At 57.8% G+C, this 19,617-nt stretch carries 16 protein-coding genes; 10 read left to right on the forward strand and 6 right to left on the reverse strand.

The annotated features are described in order from the left end of the window. Positions 1-51: 51 nt before the first annotated feature. Together rapA and rluA are read left to right on the forward strand one after the other, a co-directional pair. Positions 52-2,958: an RNA polymerase-associated protein RapA gene (gene rapA, locus GUC22_RS22740; RefSeq protein WP_160183780.1), complete on the forward strand. Its 2,907-nt coding sequence runs from the start codon at positions 52-54 to the stop codon at positions 2,956-2,958. 12 nt (positions 2,959-2,970) lie between these two features. Further along, positions 2,971-3,630, forward strand: coding sequence for a bifunctional tRNA pseudouridine(32) synthase/23S rRNA pseudouridine(746) synthase RluA (gene rluA, locus GUC22_RS22745; RefSeq protein WP_004872228.1), 660 nt, complete (start codon positions 2,971-2,973; stop codon positions 3,628-3,630). Between the two features lie 81 nt (positions 3,631-3,711). Here rluA and citX read toward each other — a convergent pair whose 3' ends face one another. Then, on the reverse strand, positions 3,712-4,251 hold the full coding sequence (gene citX / locus GUC22_RS22750) for a citrate lyase holo-[acyl-carrier protein] synthase (RefSeq protein WP_024360295.1): 540 nt from the start codon (positions 4,249-4,251) through the stop codon (positions 3,712-3,714). Between the two features lie 168 nt (positions 4,252-4,419). Continuing rightward, complete coding sequence (locus GUC22_RS22755; protein WP_004872233.1) at positions 4,420-5,775, reverse strand: 2-hydroxycarboxylate transporter family protein; 1,356 nt, start codon at positions 5,773-5,775, stop codon at positions 4,420-4,422. Between the two features lie 323 nt (positions 5,776-6,098). On the opposite strand from GUC22_RS22755, the gene GUC22_RS22760 reads away from it, so the two are divergent. Both GUC22_RS22760 and GUC22_RS22765 read left to right on the forward strand, forming a co-directional pair. Continuing rightward, the gene (locus GUC22_RS22760) at positions 6,099-7,724 is read left to right on the forward strand and encodes a sensor histidine kinase (protein ID WP_004872236.1); all 1,626 of its coding nucleotides are present in this window, start codon (positions 6,099-6,101) and stop codon (positions 7,722-7,724) included. Continuing rightward, on the forward strand, positions 7,714-8,412 hold the full coding sequence (locus tag GUC22_RS22765) for a response regulator (protein WP_024360293.1): 699 nt from the start codon (positions 7,714-7,716) through the stop codon (positions 8,410-8,412). Before GUC22_RS22760 ends, GUC22_RS22765 begins: the two co-directional genes overlap by 11 nt. A 30-nt stretch (positions 8,413-8,442) precedes the next feature. Here GUC22_RS22765 and djlA read toward each other — a convergent pair whose 3' ends face one another. Then, the gene (djlA, locus tag GUC22_RS22770; RefSeq protein WP_024360292.1) at positions 8,443-9,270 is read right to left on the reverse strand and encodes a co-chaperone DjlA; all 828 of its coding nucleotides are present in this window, start codon (positions 9,268-9,270) and stop codon (positions 8,443-8,445) included. Between the two features lie 244 nt (positions 9,271-9,514). Here djlA and lptD point away from each other — a divergent pair, with 244 nt between their 5' ends. The 6 genes from lptD to apaH all read left to right on the forward strand — a co-directional run bounded on the left by lptD (position 9,515) and on the right by apaH (position 16,350). Then, positions 9,515-11,857 carry an LPS assembly protein LptD gene (gene lptD, locus GUC22_RS22775; protein ID WP_024360291.1) on the forward strand — a complete coding sequence of 781 codons (2,343 nt, stop codon included), beginning with the start codon at positions 9,515-9,517 and terminating at the stop codon, positions 11,855-11,857. A 53-nt stretch (positions 11,858-11,910) separates the two neighbouring features. Continuing rightward, positions 11,911-13,197 (forward strand): peptidylprolyl isomerase SurA, encoded by a 1,287-nt coding sequence (surA, locus tag GUC22_RS22780; RefSeq protein ID WP_004872241.1) that lies wholly within the window; start codon positions 11,911-11,913, stop codon positions 13,195-13,197. 121 nt (positions 13,198-13,318) lie between these two features. Then, positions 13,319-14,299: a 4-hydroxythreonine-4-phosphate dehydrogenase PdxA gene (gene pdxA, locus GUC22_RS22785; RefSeq protein WP_098067388.1), complete on the forward strand. Its 981-nt coding sequence runs from the start codon at positions 13,319-13,321 to the stop codon at positions 14,297-14,299. Beyond that, positions 14,296-15,117, forward strand: a complete 822-nt coding sequence (gene rsmA, locus GUC22_RS22790) for a 16S rRNA (adenine(1518)-N(6)/adenine(1519)-N(6))-dimethyltransferase RsmA (protein WP_004098527.1) — start codon at positions 14,296-14,298, stop codon at positions 15,115-15,117. The genes pdxA and rsmA overlap by 4 nt, the downstream gene beginning before the upstream one ends. A 2-nt stretch (positions 15,118-15,119) precedes the next feature. Further along, positions 15,120-15,497, forward strand: coding sequence for a Co2+/Mg2+ efflux protein ApaG (gene apaG, locus GUC22_RS22795; RefSeq protein ID WP_004128828.1), 378 nt, complete (start codon positions 15,120-15,122; stop codon positions 15,495-15,497). Positions 15,498-15,501: 4 nt separating this feature from the next. Continuing rightward, complete coding sequence (gene apaH, locus GUC22_RS22800) at positions 15,502-16,350, forward strand: bis(5'-nucleosyl)-tetraphosphatase (symmetrical) ApaH (protein ID WP_049085644.1); 849 nt, start codon at positions 15,502-15,504, stop codon at positions 16,348-16,350. Positions 16,351-16,390: 40 nt separating this feature from the next. On the opposite strand, the gene folA is transcribed toward apaH, so the two are convergent. The 3 genes from folA to kefF all read right to left on the reverse strand — a co-directional run bounded on the left by folA (position 16,391) and on the right by kefF (position 19,459). Next, on the reverse strand, positions 16,391-16,870 hold the full coding sequence (gene folA, locus GUC22_RS22805; protein WP_004098524.1) for a type 3 dihydrofolate reductase: 480 nt from the start codon (positions 16,868-16,870) through the stop codon (positions 16,391-16,393). A gap of 197 nt (positions 16,871-17,067) precedes the next feature. Next, positions 17,068-18,933, reverse strand: coding sequence for a glutathione-regulated potassium-efflux system protein KefC (kefC, locus tag GUC22_RS22810; protein WP_004872245.1), 1,866 nt, complete (start codon positions 18,931-18,933; stop codon positions 17,068-17,070). Further along, complete coding sequence (kefF, locus tag GUC22_RS22815; protein WP_004872246.1) at positions 18,926-19,459, reverse strand: glutathione-regulated potassium-efflux system oxidoreductase KefF; 534 nt, start codon at positions 19,457-19,459, stop codon at positions 18,926-18,928. The genes kefC and kefF overlap by 8 nt, the downstream gene beginning before the upstream one ends. Between the last annotated feature and the right edge of the window lie 158 nt (positions 19,460-19,617).

Below are 19,617 nucleotides of genomic sequence, written 5' to 3' on the forward strand. Positions count from 1 at the left end.
GGAGATGATCAACTATTGCCTGCAATCAAAGAACTAAAGAGCCGAACATATATGCCTTTTACACTTGGTCAACGCTGGATTAGCGACACAGAGAGCGAACTGGGATTAGGGACGGTCGTTGCGCTGGACGCGCGCATGGTGACTCTGCTTTTCCCCGCCATCGGCGAAAACCGTCTGTACGCACGCAACGACTCCCCGATCACCCGCGTGATGTTCAACCCGGGCGATACCATCACCAGCCATGAAGGCTGGCAGCTCCAGGTTGACGAAGTTAATGAAGAGAACGGTCTGCTGGCCTACACCGGTACCCGCCTCGATACCCAGGAAGCCAACGTCACCCTGCGTGAAGTGCTGCTCGACAGCAAACTGGTCTTCAGCAAACCGCAGGACCGTCTGTTCGCCGGGCAGATCGACCGCATGGACCGTTTCGCCCTGCGCTATCGCGCGCGCAAATTTCAGAGCGAACAGTACCGCATGCCGTGGAGCGGCCTGCGCGGCCAGCGCACCAGCCTGATCCCGCATCAGCTGAATATCGCTCACGACGTTGGCCGCCGCCACGCGCCGCGCGTCCTGCTGGCGGACGAAGTGGGTTTAGGTAAAACCATTGAAGCCGGGATGATCCTGCATCAGCAACTGCTCTCCGGCGCTGCCGAACGCGTCCTGATCGTCGTTCCGGAAACCCTGCAGCACCAGTGGCTGGTGGAAATGCTGCGCCGCTTTAACCTGCGCTTTTCGCTGTTTGACGATGAGCGCTACGCCGAAGCGCAGCACGACGCCATTAACCCGTTCGAAACCGAACAGCTGGTTATCTGCTCGCTGGACTTCGTGCGCCGCAGCAAGCAGCGCCTGGAGCACCTGTGCGATGCCGAATGGGACCTGATGGTCGTCGATGAAGCGCACCATCTGGTGTGGAGCGAAGACGCGCCAAGCCGCGAATATCAGGCTATTGAACAGCTGGCCGAGCGCGTGCCGGGCATTCTGCTGCTCACCGCGACGCCGGAACAGCTCGGGATGGAGAGCCACTTCGCCCGCCTGCGCCTGCTCGACCCTAACCGTTTCCATGATTTCGCTCAGTTTGTTGAAGAGCAGCAGAACTACCGTCCGGTTGCCGACGCCGTCGCTCTGCTGCTGGCCGGGAATAAGCTGAACGACGCCGAGCTGAACGCGCTGAGCGATCTGATCGGCGAACAGGATATCGAACCGCTCTTGCAGGCGGCCAACAGCGATCGCGATGATGCCCAGGCCGCTCGCCAGGAGCTGGTCTCCATGCTGATGGACCGTCACGGCACCAGTCGCGTACTGTTCCGCAACACGCGTAACGGCGTGAAAGGCTTCCCGAAACGCGAGCTGCACACGCTTCGCCTGCCGCTGCCGACCCAGTACCAGACGGCTATCAAGGTTTCCGGGATTATGGGCGCCCGTAAAACCGCCGAAGAGCGCGCCCGCGATATGCTCTATCCGGAGCAGATTTATCAAGAGTTTGAAGGCGACACCGGCACCTGGTGGAACTTCGACCCGCGCGTTGAGTGGCTGATGGGCCATCTCACCAGCCACCGTTCGCAAAAAGTGCTGGTCATCTGCGCCAAAGCGGCCACCGCGCTGCAGCTGGAGCAGGTCCTGCGCGAGCGCGAAGGCATTCGCGCGGCGGTGTTCCACGAAGGGATGTCGATTATTGAACGCGACCGCGCCGCCGCCTGGTTTGCCGAAGAAGATACCGGCGCGCAGGTGCTGCTGTGTTCTGAAATCGGCTCAGAAGGCCGTAACTTCCAGTTCGCCAGCAATCTGGTGATGTTCGATCTGCCGTTCAACCCGGATCTGCTGGAGCAGCGTATCGGCCGTCTTGACCGTATCGGCCAGGCTCACGATATTCAGATCCACGTTCCCTATCTGGAGAGAACCGCCCAGTCGGTGCTGGTACGCTGGTATCACGAAGGTCTGGACGCGTTCGAGCATACCTGCCCGACCGGCCGTACCGTTTACGACAGCGTGCATAACGAACTGATTAACTATCTCGCCGCCCCGGAAAATACCGACGGCTTCGACGAGCTGATCAAAGCCTGCCGCCAGCAGCATGACGCGCTGAAAGCGCAGCTGGAGCAGGGCCGCGACCGCCTGCTGGAGATCCACTCCAACGGCGGTGAAAAAGCCCAGCAGCTTGCGGAAAGCATTGAAGAACAGGATGACGACACCAGCCTGATCGCCTTCTCCATGAACCTGTTTGATATCGTCGGCATCAACCAGGACGATCGCGGTGAAAACCTGATTGTCCTGACCCCCTCCGACCATATGCTGGTTCCGGATTTCCCGGGTCTGCCGGAAGATGGCTGCACTATTACCTTTGAGCGTGATGTCGCCCTGTCCCGCGAAGACGCGCAGTTCATCACCTGGGAGCATCCGCTGATTATCAACGGTCTGGATCTGATCCTCTCCGGCGATACCGGCAGCAGTACCATTTCGCTGCTGAAGAACAAAGCGCTGCCGGTGGGAACCCTGCTGCTGGAGCTGATTTACGTCGTTGAAGCACAGGCGCCGAAGCATCTGCAGCTCAACCGCTTCCTGCCGCCGACGCCGGTGCGCATGCTGCTCGACAAAAACGGCAACAACCTCGCCGGTCAGGTAGAGTTCGAAAGCTTTAACCGTCAGCTGAGCGCGGTCAACCGCCACACCGGCAGCAAGCTGGTTAACGCCGTCCAGCAGGACGTCCACGCGATTTTACAGCAGGGCGAAGGCCAGGTCGCCAAAGCGGCCCAGGCGCTGATCGACGCCGCGCGTAAAGAAGCCGACGACAAGCTGACGGCCGAGCTGTCGCGCCTTGAAGCGCTGCGCGCCGTGAACCCGAACATCCGCGATGATGAACTGGCAGCTATCGAGAGCAACCGTCAGCAGGTGATGGACGCGCTGGCTCAGGCAGGCTGGCGTCTTGATGCGCTGCGCTTAATCGTCGTCACCCACCAGTAACGGAACGCGAATATGGCGATGGAAAACTACAATCCGCCGCAGGATCCCTGGCTGGTTATTCTTTACCAGGATGAGCACATTATGGTGGTCAACAAGCCGAGCGGCCTGTTGTCCGTGCCGGGGCGGCTTGCTGAGCACAAAGACAGCGTGATGACGCGCATTCAGCGCGACTTTCCGCAGGCCGAGTCGGTACACCGACTGGATATGGCGACCAGCGGCGTGATTGTGGTGGCCCTGACCAAAGCGGCAGAGCGCGAGCTAAAGCGGCAGTTCCGCGAACGCGAGCCGAAAAAGCAGTACGTCGCCCGCGTCTGGGGGCATCCGGAAAAAGCGGAAGGTCTGGTGGATTTACCGCTGATTTGCGACTGGCCGAACCGGCCAAAGCAGAAGGTGTGTTACGAAACCGGCAAAGCGGCGCAAACCGAGTATGAAGTGCTGGAGTTCGCGGCGGACAACACCGCCCGCGTGCGCCTGAAGCCGATTACCGGGCGTTCGCATCAGCTGCGCGTGCATATGCTGGCGCTGGGCCATCCGATTCTCGGCGACCGCTTTTATGCGTCGCCGGAAGCGCTGGCGATGGCGCCGCGTCTGCTGCTGCACGCCGAAACGCTGACCATCACCCATCCCGCTTTCGGTAATTCGATGACCTTCCGCGCGCCGATCGACTTCTGATCGTTTATCTCTGTCCCGGGTCGTGCCGCCAGCGGCTCACCCGGGCTATCCGTCGCTCATCATCGCAACGGGAAACAGGCGTTAGTCGCGGGCAAACCACGCATCAATCATCTGCTCGACGCGGGCAACAACCTCCCCGGTATCATGACGGCGGCTGCGGGCGCAGGCATGCGCGGGCTCGTCGCACAGCAGGCAGCGGCGCTGGTTCTCCCCCATAGACTGACGGCCCACCAGGCCATTCTTCGGGCAAATCACATCAATATCCCACAGGCGGCCCAGCGGGTGAGTATGCTCGAGGTCGGTACAGAAGGCTTTGATTTCGCTGGCGGCGTGATCGACGCACCACAGCGCTTCCGGCCCGGTCGGCAGCCACAGCACCTGGCGATCCAGCGTCTGCCAGCGGTGTTTCCACAGCATCTGATCGCAGGCCTGCAGCGCCACGCCCATCATATTACGGTAGCGAATGCTGTCTTTCACCGCGCCCGGCGTCACCAGGGTCAGCGAAATCAGCGGCCGTTGATAATGGGCTAACCAGTCGGCCTGGCGAGCCGAACGCTGCTCTTTCGCCGCCAGCAGCGCTTCCATGCTTACGCCCTCACGGGCGAGAGTATCCACTGACATTTGTTTCTCTCCTCACTTAATAAAAGGCAGCGGACAGGCTGCCGTCGCGGTCGCGAATAATGGCGCTGATTGTATCGCTAAACGATCCCTGTTTTGGAGACGGGGCGCAGAAATTTTCTGCGCTATTTAGCACGAAAAAGCAGACTTAGCTGTTATATAAAAGTTAAATCACGCCAGAAAGTGACTGAGGAACAGCAATCCCAGCGATACATTAATCGCGCCGCCGATTCTTGTTGCGATCTGGGCGAACGGCATCAGGTTCATGCGGTTGCCGGAAGTCAGAATCGCCACATCGCCGGTGCCGCCCTGCCCGCTCTGGCAGCAGGAGACAATCGCCACGTCAATCGGGTGCATGCCAATCTTTTTGCCGACCAGGAAGCCGGTCGCCACCAGCGCCGATACGGTGCTGATAATCACCAGCAAATTGGTAAGGGTAAAGGCGTTGACCAGCTCCTGCCACGGCGTGATCGCCACGCCGACGGCAAACAGAATCGGATAGGTCACCGCCGTGCGGAAGAACTTATATACCATCTGCGAGCCCTCCTGCAGACGCGGAGAGACGCCGTTTACCAGCTTAAGCAGCACCGCGAGAAACAGCATTCCCACCGGCGCGGGCAGGCCGATGGTCTTCTGGCCAAGCATACCCAGCATATAGAGCAGCACCGCCAGCAGCGCGCCGGAGGCCAGCGTCGTCACGTCCATTTTGCCCTCGGCGGGCGTTTCGCGGTGCGTCTCGTTGCGGCGGTTCGGCATCAGCTGCCCCTCGCCGGTCAAATGCGGGAAACGCTTGCCCAGCTGGTTTAAACCGCCGGCGATCACAATCGCCGTCAGGCTGCCCAACATCACCATCGGCAGCACGCGACCGAGCGCAACGCCCTGATCCATATGCATCAGCGCGGCGTAGCCAATCGACAGCGGAATCGCCCCCTCGCCGACGCCGCCGGCCATGATTGGCAGGACGATAAAGAAAAACACCTGAAACGGCTCCAGCCCCAGGGCGGTACCCACGCCGACGCCGACCACCATACCGACGATTTCTCCGCACAGCATCGGGAAGAAAATCCGCATAAAGCCCTGAATCAGCGTGGTACGGTTCATGCTCATAATGCTGCCGACGATAATGCAGCAGATATAAAGGTAAAGAATGTTGGTCGACTTATAGAATTTGGTAGTCGACTCCACCACCACATCCGGCAGCAGGCCGTAGTGAACCAGCGCAGAAGGAATAAAGGTCGCGCAGATGGCCGCCGCGCCGAGTTTACCGAGTATCGGCAGGCGCTTACCGAATTCGCCGCAGGCAAAGCCGAAAAAGGCCAGCGTCGCCACCATCACGACGATATCGCTCGGCAGCTTGCCGCCCAGACAGTCCAGCGCGATCAGGCCGCCGGCCAGCAGGAAGAGCGGCAGCGGGATAATACCGACTTTCCAGTTATCGAGGATATGCCACCAACGCTGCTTAAGCGGCGCTTTTGGCGTATTAATAGGGTCGATGGTTGCAGGGAATGCATTGTCTGTGGTGCTCATAATTAAGCCCTCTGGTTATTATTATTTTTCAGGTTAGAGGGCCATGCACAGAGTTAATGTGAGGATCGGCAGATTAAAAACGAAGTTTTAATGGTCACTATGGTTTTTATGGTTTCTATTATTATTGTGAAACCGCTCTGATTTATAGCCGTGGTTTTTAAGGTTTTTAAATCCAGCGCCTGATTAACCTTGATAAATTCCCCGCCAGCGGATAATTGTGGTTCCCTGACGCCCGCGTGGACGTCCACCGGTCACCCTCAGCCACGATGCCGGTAGCGAAAAAATGATACGCTGCCGCATCCCTGATACTGTGCATTATACTTATGAAGGTTTCATTTCAGTTTAAGCTGTTCATTTCGCTGGTCGCTTTTTTCTCAGTGCTGTTCGCGCTCCTGGGAGTCTATTACTATTTCGACGCCAGCCATCAGCTTTATCAGGAAATGAGCGCCCGCGCGAGAATACAGGCGGAAGAAATCGCGCTGATGCCTAATTTACGTCAGCAGGTGACGCGTGAAGATGCGCAGGCGATAAAGCCTTTTATGCAAAATATCGCCGCCCACAGCGACGCCAGCTTTATTGTTATTGGCGACAAGCGGGGCGTGCATCTGTTTCACTCGGTCCACCCGGAGTGGGTCGGCACGCGACTGGTTGGCGGCGATAACCAGCCGGTGCTCGAGGGGCAAAGCACGACCACTATCCGTAAAGGGGGGCTCGGTATTTCCCTGCGCAGCAAAGCGCCGATTTTCAATGACGCCGGCCGGGTGGTCGGTATTGTCTCCGTCGGCTATCTCACCAGCTATCTCGACAGCATCACGCTGGAAAAAGTCATCAACATCTTCGTCGCCGCGGTGCTGCTGCTTATCGCACTGTTTATCTTCTCCTGGTACTTCACCCGCAGCATTAAAAAGCAAATTTTCTCGCTGGAGCCGCGCGAAATCGGCCTGCTGGTGCGTCAGCAAAAAGCGATGATGGAGTCGATATACGAAGGGGTGATCGTGATTGACCATCACCGACGTATCGAAGTGATAAACCACGCCGCCCGCAGCCTGCTCGGCCTGAGCCAGCCCGCGCACCAGCTGCGCGGTAAGTCGATCGATAGCGTCATTACCCCGCAGCCGTTTTTCGCCAGCGGCGAGATGCTCGAAAACGATACCCACGATGAGCTATGCCGTTTTAATCAGCTTACCGTGCTCGCCAGCCGGGTGCGCATCATGCTGGAGAATTCGCTCCAGGGCTGGGTGATCACCTTCCGCGACCGCGATGAAATCAACTCGCTGAGCGCCCAGCTCAGCCAGGTGAAACGCTACGTCGATAATCTGCGCATCATGCGCCATGAACAGCTCAATCGGATGACCACCCTGTCCGGCCTGCTGCATATGGGCCACTATGATGAGGCGATTCGCTATATTCAGGCGCAGTCGGAGCATGCCCAGGAGCTACTGGACTTTATCTCATCGCACTTTAATTCGCCGACGCTGTGCGGCCTGCTGCTGGGCAAAGCCGCCCGCGCGCGGGAAAAAGGGGTCGAACTGAGCTTTGACCCGGCCTGCCGCATCGACCGTCCGCTGCCGTCGTTGATGGAGTCCGAGCTTATCTCTATCATCGGTAATCTGCTGGATAACGCCATTGAGGCCACCCAGCGCGCCGAACTGCCGCACGAACCGGTCGAGATCCTGATTCAGCTCAACGCCCGGGAATTAATGATTGAAGTCGCCGATCGCGGCGTCGGTATTCGCCCGGAGATCCGCGAGCATATCTTTGAGCGCGGCGTCACCACCAAAACTCGCGGCGATCACGGTATTGGACTGTATCTTATTGAACGCTATGTCACCCAGGCTGGCGGCACGATTGAAGTGGCCGACAACGCGCCGCGCGGGGCGATTTTCACGCTGTTTATTCCCGCCGACGGGCCAGCCCATCCGCAAGAAGAGAAGCACTATGCATCATGACCTGGTCGATGTTCTGATCGTTGAAGATGAAAGCGAACTGGCGCGGCTGCACGCCGAGCTTATCCAGAAACATCCGCGTATGCGGCTGGCGGGCACGGCGGCTTCTCTCGCCCAGGCGCGGCAGATACTCAACGCCAGGCCGCCGCAGCTGGTGCTGCTGGATAACTACCTGCCGGACGGCAAAGGGGTCACCTTGATGAACGACCCTATTATGGGCCACGCTGGCTGCTCGGTGATCTTTATCACCGCCGCCAGCGATATGGAAACCTGTAGCCAGGCAATTCGCAACGGCGCCTTCGACTACATTCTCAAACCGGTGTCGTGGAAGCGCCTGAGCCAGTCCCTTGAACGGTTCGTACAGTTCTACGACCAGCAGCGCGAATGGAAGATTGTCGACCAGCAGAACGTGGATTCGCTGTATCAGCTGCAGGCTAAAAACTACCGAGCCGATAGCGGCAGTAAAGGTATTGAAGAAAAAACGCTGGCGCTGGTGCAGAGTCTGTTTACCGGCGAAGATGAACGCTGCTTTTCGGTGGATGACGTGGTGAGCGAGGCTGGATTGAGCAAAACCACGGCCCGGCGCTATCTGGAGCACTGCGTGGAAATCGGTTTTCTGCAGGTGGAAATGCTGTACGGCAAGATAGGCCATCCGCGGCGCATGTACCGCCGCGCCGCCAGCGCATCGTGACGCCTCTCCCGTTCGGGAGAGGCCGGTCGTTTAGAAGCCGCGCTGCTCTTTAATCAGCTCCCAGGCTTTCTGGATCTCCTGCGCTTTCTGCTTAGCCATCTCCATCATTTCCGGCGGTAGCCCTTTCGCCACCAGCTTATCCGGATGGTGCTCGCTCATCAGCTTACGATAGGCGCGCTTGACGGTGGCGGCATCGTCGGTCGCTTTAACCCCCAGCACATTGCAGGCGTCTTCCAGGGTTGGCCCGCGCTGCGCCTGCTGCCAGCCGGCGTTACCGCCGCGCTGCCCGTAAGATTGCTGCTGCGAACCGCCGCCAAACTGCGCCCCGCCCTGCATCATGCGCAGGAACTGCTCGAACTGAGCGCGGGAGATGCCCAGCTCATCGGCAATCACAAACAGCACGTCGCGTTCGTTGGGATGCAGTTCGCCGTCGGCGAAAGCCGCCTGCAGCTGAATTTCCAGAAACATCCGAATTAAATCAAAACGCCCAAAACAGACGCTGCGCAGCTGGCGCATTTTCTCACGCAGCGGGTAATCATCTGATTTCCCTACCCGAAACGCGTGCTGCGCCGCGGTTCGCGCTTCGCCGTGCAGACTCATGCGATCCATCAGCAAATTGGCGACATGAATATCGGCTTCGGTGACGCGTCCTTTCGATTTGGTCAAATGCCCCATCACTTCAAAAGTGGTGGAGAAGAACAGCGACTGACGCTCCTGCTGGTTGGCGAAGACATTCAGCCGGCGACTGCGCGCACGATCAAACATATGCCCGACTAAGAACCCCAGCACCACGCCCCAGAAGCCGCCCCCCATCATCAACGCAACCGCAACGCCAATTATTTTACCCAAATACTGCATAGACTCCCCAATCTCTCTGCCGCCAGTTAAGCTATATCTGACCGCACGTTACAAAGCGTTTACGCCTCGGTCAATTGTGGGACATAGCCTATAATTTGCTTTATCATACTCGTCATTCTACACAGTGCCTAACGCTCGGGAAGTAAACGGGCAGGATTAACACTAGCGCGATTTAGACGAGTACGTTAGGCTCTGACCGTTTGCAAGCCGCTGCCACACGATGACGGAACAACAAATACAACGTATGAAAAAACGTATTCCCAGCCTCCTGGCCACTATGATTGCCAGCGCCTTGTATAGCCAACAGGGCCTCGCTGCCGATCTCGCCACGCAGTGTATGCTTGGCGTACCAAGCTACAATCGTCCTTTGGTTGAAGGGAAACCCAACGACCTGCCGGTGACGATCGATGCCGATCATGCGAAAGGCAACTATCCTGATAACGCCGTATTTACCGGCAACGTTGATATCAATCAGGGGAACAGCCGACTGCAGGCCGATGAAGTTCAGCTTCACCAGCAGCAGGCCGACGGCCAGCCGCAGCCGGTGCGTACGGTTGATGCCCTCGGCAACGTTCACTATGACGACAATCAGGTGATCCTCAAAGGGCCGAAAGCCTGGTCGAATCTGAACACCAAAGATACCAACGTCTGGCAGGGCGATTACCAAATGGTTGGCCGTCAGGGGCGCGGTACCGCTGACCTGATGAAACAGCGCGGCGAAAACCGCTACACCATTTTAGAAAACGGCAGCTTCACCTCGTGTCTGCCCGGCTCTGACACCTGGAGCGTGGTCGGCAGTGAAGTTATCCACGACCGCGAAGAACAGGTCGCTGAGATCTGGAACGCTCGCTTCAAGCTCGGTTCCGTACCGATTTTTTACAGTCCCTACCTGCAGCTGCCGGTGGGCGACAAGCGTCGTTCGGGCTTCCTGATCCCCAACGCCAAATACAGCACCAAAAACGGCGCAGAGTTCTATCTTCCTTACTACTGGAACATCGCTCCGAACTTCGACGCCACGCTGACCCCGCACTATATGAGCAAGCGCGGCGGCGTCATGTGGGAGAACGAATTCCGCTATCTGACCAAAGCAGGAACCGGCTTAATTGAGTTCGACTACCTGCCTTCGGATAAAATTTACCAGGACGATCACTCAGGCGACAGCAATAGCCGCCGCTGGCTGTTCTACTGGAACCATTCGGGCGTCGTAGACCAGGTGTGGCGCTTCAACGCCGACTACACCAAAGTCAGCGACCCGGACTACTTTAACGACTTCAGCTCGAAATACGGTTCCAGTACCGACGGCTACGCCACGCAGAAGCTCAGCGCCGGTTACGCTAATCAGAACTTTGATGCCACCGTATCGACCAAGCAGTTCCAGGTCTTTAACCGCGACTCAAGCAATGCCTATTCCGCCGAGCCGCAGCTGGACGTGAACTACTACCAGAACGATGTCGGCCCGTTTGATACCCATCTTTATGGCCAGGCGGTGCATTTTGTTAACTCGAACAGCAGAATGCCGGAAGCGACACGCGTTCACTTCGAGCCAACTATCAACCTGCCGCTGTCTAACGGTTGGGGAAGCATCAATACCGAGGCAAAACTGCTGGCAACCCATTACCAGCAAAGCAACCTTGATGACTACAACGCGGCCAACGGTACCGATTATAAAGACTCCGTTAACCGCGTGATGCCGCAGTTTAAAGTCGATGGCAAAATGGTTTTCGAGCGCGATATGCAGGAGAACTATACCCAGACGCTTGAACCGCGCATGCAGTACCTGTACATCCCGTATCGCGACCAGAGCAAAATCGGCACCTACGACTCAACGCTGCTGCAATCGGACTACAGCGGCCTGTTCCGCGACCGTTCGTACAGCGGTCTCGATCGCATTGCGTCCGCCAACCAGGTCTCCACCGGCATCACATCTCGCGTTTATGATGCCGCCGCCGTTGAACGTTTTAATATTTCCGTTGGTCAAATCTACTATTTCACCGAGGCGCGTACCGGTGACGACAACATCAACTGGGAGAACAACGACACGCGAGGTTCACTGGTATGGGCTGGCGATACCTACTGGCGCATCACCGACGACTGGGGTTTACGCGGGGGAATTCAGTACGATACGCGTCTGGATAACGTCGCTACCGGCAGCGGAACCGTGGAATACCGTCGCGACGAAAACCGTTTAGTACAACTTAACTATCGTTATGCGAGCCCGGAATACATTCAGGCGACCCTGCCGTCTTATTCCACCGCTAAGCAGTACAAAGATGGTATCTCGCAGGTGGGGATGACCGCCAGCTGGCCAATCGTCGATCGTTGGGCAGTCGTCGGCGCGTATTACTACGACACGAATACCAGAAAGTCAGCGAACCAGATGTTAGGGGTTCAGTATAGCTCCTGCTGCTACGCTATCCGCGTCGGCTATGAACGTAAGATCAACGGCTGGGATAACAGCAGCAGCGAAAGCAAATACGACAACACCTTCGGCTTTAACATTGAGCTGCGCGGCCTGAGCTCCAACTACGGTCTCGGCACCCAGCAGATGCTGCGTTCGAACATTTTACCGTACCAGAGCTCCCTGTGATGTGGCTGGTTTACACGTAATCCGCAATTGCGGTTAATTGAAATGGAAAAAGTATGAAGAACTGGAAAACGCTGCTTCTCGGTATCGCCATGATCGCGAATACCAGTTTCGCTGCCCCACAGGTTGTCGATAAAGTAGCGGCTGTCGTCAATAATGGCGTTGTTCTGGAAAGCGACGTCGATGGCTTGATGCAATCGGTAAAACTTAACGCCGGCCAGGCCGGGCAGCAGCTGCCGGATGACGCCACCCTGCGTCATCAGATCCTTGAGCGTCTGATCATGGACCAGATTGTCCTGCAGATGGGCCAGAAAATGGGCGTGAAGATCTCTGACGATCAGCTCGACCAGGCCATCGCCAACATTGCTAAACAAAACAACATGACCATGGATCAGATGCGCAGCCGTCTGGCCTATGACGGTATCAACTACAGCACCTACCGTAATCAGATTCGTAAAGAGATGCTGATTTCGGAAGTGCGTAACAACGAAGTTCGTCGTCGTATTACCGTTCTGCCCCAGGAAGTTGAAACCCTGGCCAAACAGATTGGCGATCAGAACGACGCCAGCACCGAGCTGAACCTCAGCCACATTCTGATCCCGCTGCCGGAAAACCCAACTTCCGAGCAGGTGGCAGAAGCGCAGGAGCAGGCGAACTCGGTGGTTGAGCAGGCGCGCGGCGGCGCGGACTTCGGCAAGCTGGCTATCACCTACTCTGCCGACCAGCAGGCGCTGAAAGGCGGCCAGATGGGCTGGGGCCGGATTCAGGAACTGCCGGGCATCTTCGCCCAGGCGCTGAGCACCGCGAAAAAAGGCGATATCGTCGGCCCGATACGTTCAGGCGTTGGCTTCCATATCCTGAAAATTAACGATATGCGCGGCGGCAGCCAGAACATCTCCGTGACCGAAGTTCACGCCCGCCATATCCTGCTGAAACCGTCGCCGATCATGAACGACGATCAGGCTCGGGCGAAGCTGGAGCAGATCGCGGCTGACATCAAGAGCGGGAAAACCACCTTTGCCAAAGCGGCGAAAGAGTTCTCTGAAGATCCGGGCTCTGCCAACCAGGGCGGCGATTTAGGTTGGGCGACGCCGGATATCTTTGATCCGGCCTTCCGTGACGCCATTCTGCGCCTCAATAAAGGCCAGACCAGCGCTCCGGTTCACTCCTCCTTCGGCTGGCACCTGATTGAGCTGCTGGATACCCGCAACGTCGACAGAACCGACGCCGCGCAGAAGGATCGCGCTTACCGCATGCTGATGAACCGCAAGTTCTCTGAGGAAGCGGCGACCTGGATGCAGGAACAGCGCGCCAGCGCCTACGTGAAGGTTCTGAGCAACTAATCGCATTAGCCTCATACACAACATCACGCAGGGTGTATCGAGGCGGCTGAGCAAATCGCCCCGGTCTCTGACGGGGGCGACGAAGCGCAGCCAGTAAGAGACCGCCTGAAGGATGAAGTGTATGAATCGAGTTGTTATCACTCCCGGTGAACCTGCCGGGATTGGCCCCGACCTCGTTGTGCAGCTTGCGCAGCGCGACTGGCCGGTAGAGCTGGTGATCTGCGCCGATGGCGCTCTGTTATCCGACCGGGCAAAGCTGCTCGGTCTTCCTTTATCGCTTCTGCCTTACGACCCCACTGCCCCCGCTACGCCACAGCGCGCAGGCACCCTGACGCTTCTCCCCGTCGCGCTCAACGCGCCGGTTGAACCGGGCGTGCTCAACGTCAGCAATGGCCGCTACGTGGTGGACACGCTGGCCCGCGCCTGCGATGGTTGCCTGAACGGCGAATTCGCCGCCCTGATTACCGGGCCGGTGCACAAAGGCATTATTAACGATGCCGGGATCGCGTTTACCGGTCATACCGAGTTCTTTGAAGAGCGCTCGCAGGCCAGTAAAGTGGTGATGATGCTGGCGACTGAAGCGCTGCGCGTGGCGCTGGTGACCACTCACCTGCCGTTAAAAGCAATAAGCGATGCGATTACGCCCGAGCTGCTGCGGGAAATCATCACCATCCTGGATCACGATCTGCGTACCAAATTTGGCATCAGCAACCCGCACGTGCTGGTTTGCGGCCTGAACCCGCACGCCGGCGAAGGCGGCCATATGGGTACGGAAGAGATCGATACCATCATTCCGGTGCTCGAAGAGATGCGCGCGAAGGGCATGAACCTCAGCGGCCCGCTGCCGGCGGATACCCTGTTTCAGCCGAAATATCTCGACCATGCCGATGCGGTGCTCGCGATGTATCACGATCAGGGCCTGCCCGTGCTAAAATACCAGGGCTTTGGCCGCGGCGTGAATATTACGCTCGGTTTACCATTTATTCGCACTTCCGTTGACCACGGCACCGCGCTTGAACTTGCGGGCCAGGGGAAAGCGGAAGTCGGCAGTTTTATCACGGCGCTTAATCTCGCCATTAAAATGATTGTTAATACTCAATGAATAATCGAGTCCATCAGGGTCACTTAGCCCGTAAACGCTTCGGGCAAAACTTTCTCAACGATCAATTTGTGATCGACAGCATTGTCTCGGCCATCAATCCACAAAAAGGTCAGGCGATTGTTGAAATCGGCCCCGGCCTCGCCGCGCTGACCGAACCGGTTGGCGAACGCCTCGACCAGCTCACCGTTATCGAGCTGGACCGCGACCTGGCCGCTCGTCTGCAAACGCATCCGTTCCTCGGACCTAAGCTGACGATTTATCAGCAGGATGCGATGACCATGAACTTTGGCGAGCTGTCGCAGAGCATGGGCCAGCCGCTGCGCGTCTTCGGCAACCTGCCGTACAATATCTCGACCCCGCTGATGTTCCATCTGTTCAGCTATACTGATGCCATTGCCGATATGCACTTTATGCTGCAAAAAGAGGTCGTCAATCGCCTGGTTGCCGGGCCGAACAGTAAGGCGTATGGTCGGTTAAGCGTAATGGCGCAGTACTACTGCCAGATCATCCCGGTGCTTGAAGTGCCGCCGAGCGCCTTTACGCCGCCGCCTAAAGTCGATTCCGCCGTAGTGCGTCTGGTGCCTTACCGCACGCTGCCGCATCCGGTGAAAGAAGTACGCGTACTGAGCCGTATCACGACAGAAGCGTTTAACCAGCGTCGGAAAACGATCCGCAACAGCCTCGGCAACCTGTTCAGCGTTGAGGTTCTGACCGAACTGGGTATCGACCCGGCGAAGCGCGCAGAGAATATTTCCGTGGCGCAGTACTGTCAGCTAGCTAACTGGTTATCTGAGAACGCGCCCACCAAGGAGAGCTAACCATGATTAATTCGCCCCGAGTATGTGTGCAGGTACAAAGCGTCTATATCGAATCGCAATCTTCTCCGGAAGAAGAGCGCTACGTCTTTGCTTATACTGTCACTATTCGCAATCTGGGGCGAACTCAGGTTCAGCTTCTTGGCCGCTACTGGCTTATCACCAACGGCCACGGTCGCGAGACCGAAGTCCAGGGTGAAGGGGTTGTCGGCGAGCAGCCGCATATTCCCGCTGGCGGTGAGTATCAATATACTAGCGGCGCGGTCATTGAAACGCCGCTGGGCACCATGCAGGGGCATTATGAGATGATCGATGTGAACGGCGCGCCGTTCTCCATTGAAGTCCCTGTTTTCCGTCTCGCAGTACCAACCCTCATCCATTAAAACAATGTCTACATACCTTATTGGCGACGTTCACGGTTGCTACGATGAACTGATCGCATTATTAGAGCAGGTGGAGTTTAACCCTGAGGTTGATACGCTGTGGCTCACGGGCGACCTGGTCGCGCGCGGCCCCGGTTCTCTGGAAGTGCTGCGTTTCGTGAAACAGCTTGGCGATAGCGTTCGCATCGTGCTGGGCAATCATGACCTGCACCTGCTGGCGGTCTTTGCGGGCATTAGCCGCAATAAACCCAAAGATCGGTTGAAATCGCTGCTTGAGGCGCCGGACGCCGACGATCTGCTCAACTGGCTGCGTCGTCAGCCGATGATGCAAATCGATGAAGAGAAAAAGCTGGTCATGGCCCACGCCGGGATCACTCCGCAGTGGGATCTGGAAACCGCCAAACAGTGCGCCCGCGATGTGGAAGCCGTGCTCGCCAGCGACTCCTATCCGTTCTTCCTCGACGCGATGTACGGCGACATGCCGAACAACTGGAGCAATGAGCTCAGTGGCCTGGCGCGCCTGCGCTTTATCTCCAACGCCTTTACCCGCATGCGCTACTGCTTCCCGAACGGGCAGCTGGATATGTACGCCAAAGAGGCGCCGGAAAACGCCCCCGCGCCGCTGAAACCGTGGTTTGCCATTCCCGGGCCGGTGGCCAACGAATACAGCATTGCCTTTGGTCATTGGGCTTCACTGGAAGGAAAAGGCACGCCGGAAGGCATTTACGCGCTGGATACCGGCTGCTGCTGGGGCGGCGATCTGACCTGTCTGCGCTGGGAAGATAAAACGTACTTCACCCAGCGATCGAACCGGCAGACAAATCTTGATGAAGGCGAGGCGATCGCCTCCTGAAGAGAGTCACCCCGGTGAACGAACGCCACCGGGGGAAACCTTAGCGACGCTCCAGGATCTCGAAGCAGTAGCTATGGGAATTCTGCGCATCGGCATCGTGGAACTCGCTGAATACCGACTCCCACTCGTCCGGGTCGTAATCCGGGAAATGAGTATCGCCCTCCACCTCCGCATCAATATGCGTCAGATAGAGCTTGTGCGCTTTCGGCAGGAACTGCTCATACACGCGACCGCCGCCGATCACCATCATCTCTTCCACATCGCCGCAGGCGGCAATCGCTTCATCAACCGACTTGACCCACTGCACGCGATCGTCGGTGCCGGGCTGGCTGCTAATCACGATATTTTTACGTCCCGGTAACGGGCGACCGATGGATTCCCAGGTAAGACGCCCCATCACTACCGGTTTGTTTAAGGTATTGCGCTTAAACCAGGCGAGATCGGCAGGCAGGTTCCATGGCATGGCGTTTTCCATACCAATGACGCGATCTACCGCTAACGCCGCAATCAGACTGATCATTAAATAATTCCCGAATGCAAAAAATTGTCGCCACTATACGGAAAGCGTAATACTTCGTCGACTGGGCGAAGGGTAAAGAATCAGAAAATTTTAAGTTTTGCTGGCGAGCCCACGTAAGCCCCGTGAGCCGCCAGAACAGGATTTAAATTGAAAACAAAATGTTACTTGTAAAGCTAACGTAACACCCTGAATTTACCCTATAGCGAGGGCTTATTCTCCGGCTCATCGGCGATGTCGCCGGTATGCCGTCCCTCTTCCGTCCCCTGCCAGCCGTGACGCTGAACCAGCGATAAATGATTGCGGTCCTCGTTAATAATGCCGGTCAGCATATCGCTGGTGCGCTTGAATACCGCCACCCGGGAAGCCGCGTCGTTTTCCGCCATCGCCACCATCTCTTCGACCATTTGCAGGTTGAAACGGCGGAACAGATCGGCGCGTTCGCGGGCCTCATACGCGCCGAGGCCCAGCGCCTCCAGCGTCATGCGCCCGGACTTCAGCGCCGCTTCGAAGGTTTCGCGCTCCGGCGCTTCGACCCCGGCCTGGCGCAGCTTAATATAATGATCGACATCGCGGGCGCGGGAGATGATCTGCAGATGCGGGAAATGCTCTTTTGCCAGCTCCGCCAACTGCAGATTCGTCTGCGGATCGTCGATGGCGTTAATCAGCACTTCCGCTTTTTCCGCCCCCGCCGACTCCAGCAGGTCTACCCGCGTCGCATCGCCGTAGAATACCTTCATATCAAACTTACGCAGGGTATCAACATGGTCGGGATCGTGATCGAGGATCACCATCTTCACGCCGCTGGAGAGCAGCACGCGGCCGGCAATCTGCCCGTAACGACCGAAGCCAGCGATAATCACCCGCGGCTGCTCTTCATCAATTTCATCGGCTTCGCGCTCCTGACCGCTGGCGGATTTCTCCAGCCGGGTCAGCAGCACCAGCAGGATCGGCGTCGCCGCCATCGATAGCGCCACGGCCAGGGTCAGCGCCTTCGCCCACTCGCTATCCAGGACATCGGCCATCTGCGCCGCGCCGAAAACCACGAAGGCGAATTCGCTTCCCTGCCCCAGCAGCACCGCAAACCAGCGGCGCTGGGCGCGCGGCACGCCTAACGGCCGGGCGATCAGCCACAGCATCAGGGATTTAATCACCAGGAATCCCACCAGCAAAATCAGGATCCGCAGCGGATGGGTGACCAGGGTACCGAAGTCGATAGACATGCCGACGCCGATAAAAAACAGCCCCAGCAGCAGGCCCTTAAACGGCTCAATATCGCTCTCCAGGGCGTGGCGGTACTCCGAGCTCGCCAGCAGCACCCCGGCAAGGAAGGCCCCCATCGCCATCGACAGCCCGACCTCTTCCAGCAGCAGACCGAAACCAAACACCAGGAACAGGGCCACGGCGCTGAAGACTTCGCGCAGGCCGGAGCGCGCGACAAAACGCAGCATCGGCCGGGTCAGATAGCGCCCGAGCGCCACTACCAGCGCCAGCGCGCCCGCCACTTTCAGCGCCGAGAGCGCAAACGCGCCCAGGGTCGTCGAGCCGCCGCTCGCCGCCAGTAGCGGGATCATCGCCACCAGAGGAATGGCCGCGATATCCTGAAACAGCAGCACCGCAAAAGCGCTGCGGCCCAGCTGCGTGACCGTCAGGTTACGTTCGTTCATCGCCTGCATGGCGATCGCCGTTGAGGAGAGCGCCAGAGTCATGCCAATCAGCTCGGCAACCTGCCAACGCAGACCAAGCGACATGCAGAACAGGCCGATCAGCACGCCGCAGACGACCATCTGCAGCGCCCCGCCGCCGAACACCGAGGCACGCAGTTTCCACAGCCGTTGGGGATCCAGCTCCAGGCCGATAACAAAAAGCATCAGCACCACGCCGATTTCGGCAAAATGCAGAATCGACTCGGCGTCGGTGACCAGCCGCAGCCCCCACGGGCCAATAATACAGCCGGCAATTAAATAGCCGAGTACCGACCCCAGCCCAAGACGTACGGCAATCGGCACAATCAGCGCGGCGGATCCTAAATAGATCAGCGCCTGTATCAACGTATGGCTATCCATTATTGTGCGCCTCCTGCCATTCGATTAAGCGTTGACGATAGCGGCGCGCCTGCGCCTGAAGGGTTTCGTCATCGCAGATAAAAGTGCAATGCATCGCGAACGGCGGCAACCATTTCATGCCGCAATACAGCGCGGTGGCCTGCAGCGGCTGCGCCAGCACGTCGAAACCGGGGAAGGAACCAATATCAAAGTGGCTTTCGCCGCCGCCGGTGGTGACCGCCCACATCAATGACTTACCGCGTAATGCGATACCGTTGTGCCCATACGCCCAGCCGTGCGCCAGTACCTTATCCAGCCACAGCTTCAGCAACGGCGGTACGCTGTACCATTGCATCGGATGCTGCCAGATGACCAGATCGGCACGGGCCAGCGCGGCCTGCTCGGCGGCGATATCGATATTGAAATCGGGATAAAGTTGATAGAGGGAGCGTATCTCTACGCCGTCAAGCGTCCCTGCCTGTTCAAGCATCCGCTTATTCGCATGCGAGTGCTGCGGATAAGGGTGCGCATAAATTATGAGGATCATTGATTAGCCTGCGTTAACTCTTGTTGTAATCAGCAAGAGTGTAGACAGTTAATGCTGATACTTACAGCTTCCGTTGGCGTAACCGCAGGAATTGGGGGTGTCTGACACCCCGCGAGTCATGGCCGCTTTGCCCGCAACAGGCGTCGGTCTTGCGCATT

Source organism: Klebsiella sp. MPUS7 (genome assembly GCF_009905335.1).
GTDB lineage: Bacteria > Pseudomonadota > Gammaproteobacteria > Enterobacterales > Enterobacteriaceae > Klebsiella > Klebsiella grimontii.